Source organism: Streptomyces sp. NPDC054841, from assembly GCF_053611045.1.
Map to the genome: position 1 here is coordinate 1 of NZ_JBSGZO010000645.1, position 3,881 is coordinate 3,881.

The 3,881-nt window shown below is 68.9% G+C and carries 4 protein-coding genes; 3 read left to right on the forward strand and 1 reads right to left on the reverse strand.

Annotated elements, in window-relative coordinates:
- Positions 1-34: 34 nt before the first annotated feature.
- Positions 35-643, reverse strand: coding sequence for a hypothetical protein (locus ACWGI8_RS41040; RefSeq protein WP_453668551.1), 609 nt, complete (start codon positions 641-643; stop codon positions 35-37).
- A gap of 280 nt (positions 644-923) precedes the next feature.
- Here ACWGI8_RS41040 and ACWGI8_RS41045 point away from each other — a divergent pair, with 280 nt between their 5' ends.
- From ACWGI8_RS41045 to ACWGI8_RS41055, 3 genes are all read left to right on the forward strand, one after another.
- Positions 924-1,781 (forward strand): bifunctional methylenetetrahydrofolate dehydrogenase/methenyltetrahydrofolate cyclohydrolase, encoded by an 858-nt coding sequence (locus tag ACWGI8_RS41045; RefSeq protein WP_453668552.1) that lies wholly within the window; start codon positions 924-926, stop codon positions 1,779-1,781.
- Positions 1,782-1,787: 6 nt separating this feature from the next.
- Entirely contained in the window at positions 1,788-2,552 is a 765-nt protein-coding gene (locus tag ACWGI8_RS41050) for a DUF3017 domain-containing protein (protein ID WP_453668553.1), read from the forward strand.
- A 64-nt stretch (positions 2,553-2,616) separates the two neighbouring features.
- Positions 2,617-3,843 carry an NADP-dependent isocitrate dehydrogenase gene (locus ACWGI8_RS41055; RefSeq protein WP_453668554.1) on the forward strand — a complete coding sequence of 409 codons (1,227 nt, stop codon included), beginning with the start codon at positions 2,617-2,619 and terminating at the stop codon, positions 3,841-3,843.
- Positions 3,844-3,881: the final 38 nt, after the last annotated feature.

The following is a 3,881-nucleotide window of genomic DNA, read 5'->3' on the forward strand; positions in this document are numbered from 1 at the left end:
GGTTACGGCCTTCCGTACGTCGCAGGGCGTTGCGTCAGTGGCGCGGACGGCCGAACCAGACGGAGGCGTCCGACTTGGCGCAGAAGACGATGATCAGGATGCCGAGGACCAGGCTGATGAGGGCGAGGAAGTTGCCTGTCACCAGGCTGAAGAGGCTGAACGCCGCGACGATCGAGGCGTAGACGATTGCCGAGACGCGAATGCCGCTACCGCCGGTGGCGAACTTGGCGCCGGTCAGGATGGCCCACAGCGCGAATCCGAGGGCGATGAGCGCGAAGAACACCATGACGCCCATGCCGACGCCGGTGGCCGCGTCCGCGTCCGACTCGGACAGCTCGGCCGCACCCCTGATCTGGTCCATGATCCACGCGCCGAACGCGACGACCAAGACCGCCATGAGCGCCTGGCAGGCGCCCAGGATGAAGAGCATCACACGCGCGCCCTTCACCCCACCCGGCATCTCCACCGGGACGCCCGGGTAGCCGCCGTACGGCTGCTGGACGGGCGGGGCCTGCGGATAGCCGTATCCGGGCTGCGGCTGCTGCGGGCCCTGCGGGTAGCCGTAGCCCGGCTGGCCCTGCTGACCGTAGCCAGGCTGGCCCTGCTGCTGGCCGTAGGGGTTGTTCGGGTCGCCGAAGCTCATGGCGGAATTCCTCCGTGGGATTTGCGGGGACGACGCGGTCCTGACAGGAGGAAAGTTCACAAGAACAAGCGGTTTGCCCCCCGACATTGCCCGCGGCACTGCGCGGCTCATCGTGGTATTAAGGTCGAGTTTTTGTCCAGTCGGTATCCGAATGTGTTGTGCAAGTGCAACCTCGTGCACCGCTCGGCGGACCGGTGACGGAGCCGTGTGGACAGGCTGCCGGACGGGTGACGATGGCTCGAATTGGAACAGGAGAGGGGTCATCCGCGAGGATGGGGGCATGACCGCCCAGATTCTCGATGGCAAGGCCACCGCAGCCGCGATCAAGTCCGATCTGACCGCCCGCGTGGCGGCCCTCAAGGCCAGGGGCATCACGCCCGGCCTCGGGACCCTGCTGGTCGGCGACGACGTCGGCAGCCAGAAGTACGTCGCGGGCAAGCACCGCGACTGCGCGCAGGTGGGGATCGCCTCCATCCAGCGCGAACTGCCCGACACCGCCACGCAGGACGAGATCGAGGCGGTCGTACGCGAACTCAACGCGAACCCCGACTGCACGGGCTACATCGTGCAGTTGCCGCTGCCGAAGGGCATCGACGAGAACCGGGTGCTGGAGCTGATCGACCCGGCGAAGGACGCGGACGGGCTGCACCCGATGAACCTCGGCCGTCTCGTCCTGAACGAGCCGGCCCCGCTGCCGTGCACGCCGTACGGCGTGATCCGGCTGCTGCGTCAGTACGGCGTCGAGCTGAACGGCGCGCACGTCGTCGTCGTCGGCCGCGGCACCACCATCGGCCGCTCGCTGCCGCTGCTGCTGACCCGCCGCTCCGAGAACTCGACGGTCACGCAGTGTCACACCGGTACGCGCGACCTCTCCGCGCATCTGCGCCAGGCCGACATCATCGTCGCCGCGGCGGGCTCCGCCCACCTGGTGCGGCCGGAGGACGTGAAGCCGGGCGCGGCCGTCCTCGACGTCGGCGTCAGCCGCGACGGCAACGGGAAGATCGTCGGTGATGTCCATCCCGACGTCGCGAAGGTCGCCGGCTGGCTCTCCCCGAACCCGGGCGGTGTCGGCCCGATGACCCGGGCCCAGCTTCTGGTCAATGTCGTCGAGGCGGCCGAGCTCGCGGCCGCGGACTGACCGGCCATGACCACCCCGGACAACAACGAGACCGGCCCCGGTGCCGCCGACCGGGCGGCACCCGACGCTCCGGTGAACGGCACCGGGCCCGGGCCCGGGTCGGCGAAGACACCGCCGAAGGGGTCGGCGAAGGAGTCGGTGAAGAGGCCTGCGAAGGGGCTGGCGAAGGGGCCTGCGGACGGGCAGCCGTCCGCAGAGGCGGACGGTCGCGGACGCGCCTCGACCCCGTCGCCGGACAGCAGCGCCTCCGGTGCGACCGGCACGGGAGCCAACGGGCAGGCCGCCTCCGAGCGTGCGGCGGCCAACGGCCATGCCGGCGGTTCTGAGGGTGCGGCGGCCAACGGCCACGCCGTCTCCGAGCGTGCAGGGAGCAAGTCGCGGCGGCCGCCGGCCGTCACGCGGGACACCGCGCGGCCCGAGGGCGGCGGGCGGGCCGCGCCCGGGGACGCGCCCGCGCCCGCGCGGCAGTGGCCGCTGCTGACCGTGCTCGGGATGACGGCGCTCGGGCTGCTGATCGTCGGCACGGATCCGTTCGACCAGGCCTTCCGGGTCGGCACGATTCTCGTCGGCGTCGCCCTGCTCACCGGCGCGGCGCTGCGCCGCGCACTGCCCTCCGTGGGCATGCTTGCGGTGCGCTCACGCTTCACCGACATGGTCACGTACGGCCTGCTCGGCACCGTGATCGTGCTGCTCGCCCTGATGGTCCAGCCGCGTCCCTGGCTGGAGATCCCGTTCCTGGAGGACGCGGTCCATCACTTCACCGTGCGTTAGGCGGCGCGTACGCGGAGAGCCGAGAGGCCAACCAGCACGAAGCCCGAGAGGGACGGTCCAGCTCATGGCCAAGATCAAGGTAGCCAACCCCGTCGTCGAGCTCGACGGCGACGAGATGACCCGCATCATCTGGCAGTTCATCAAGGACAAGTTGATCCTGCCGTACCTCGATGTCGAGCTGAAGTACTTCGATCTGGGCATCGAGCACCGCGACGCCACGAACGACCAGGTGACGGTCGACGCCGCCAACGCCATCAAGGAGTACGGCGTCGGTGTGAAATGCGCCACGATCACCCCCGACGAGGCGCGGGTCGAGGAGTTCAACCTCAAGGCGATGTACCGCTCGCCCAACGGCACCATCCGCAACATCCTCGGCGGCGTGATCTTCCGCGAGCCGATCATCATGGACAACGTGCCGCGGCTGGTCCCGGGCTGGACGAAGCCGATCGTCGTCGGCCGTCACGCCTTCGGCGACCAGTACCGTGCCACCGACCTGAAGGTCCCGGGCGAGGGCACCCTCACCATGACCTTCACCCCGAAGGACGGCTCCGACCCGGTCGAGCTGGAGGTGTACGAGTTCCCGGGTGCCGGTGTAGCGCTGTCGATGTACAACCTGGACGCGTCGATCCGCGACTTCGCGCGCGCCTCGTTCCGCTACGGCCTGGCCCGCGGCTTCCCCGTCTACATGTCCACGAAGAACACGATCCTCAAGAAGTACGACGGCCGCTTCAAGGACATCTTCCAGGAGATCTTCGACAACGAGTTCAAGACCGAGTTCGAGGAGAAGGGACTCACCTACGAGCATCGGCTCATCGACGACATGGTGGCCTCGGCCCTGAAGTGGGAGGGCGGCTACGTATGGGCCTGCAAGAACTACGACGGTGACGTCCAGTCGGACATCGTCGCGCAGGGCTTCGGCTCGCTCGGCCTGATGACCTCGGTGCTCATGTCCCCCGACGGCAGGACCGTCGAGGCCGAGGCCGCGCACGGCACGGTCACCCGCCATTACCGCCAGCACCAGCAGGGCAGGGCGACCTCGACCAATCCGATCGCCTCGATCTTCGCCTGGACCCGTGGTCTCGCCCACCGCGGCAAGCTGGACGGCACGCCCGAGGTCGCCGGATTCGCGCAGGCCCTGGAGGAGGTCTGCGTCGAGACCGTCGAAAGCGGCCAGATGACGAAGGACCTGGCGCTGCTGATCTCCAAGGACACCCCGTGGATGACGACGGAGCAGTTCCTGGAGGCGCTGGACTCCAACCTGCAGAAGAAGATGGCCATGGCCGCCGCCTGAGCCTTCGCTTCGCTGATCCGCGCTGATCCGCGCTGATC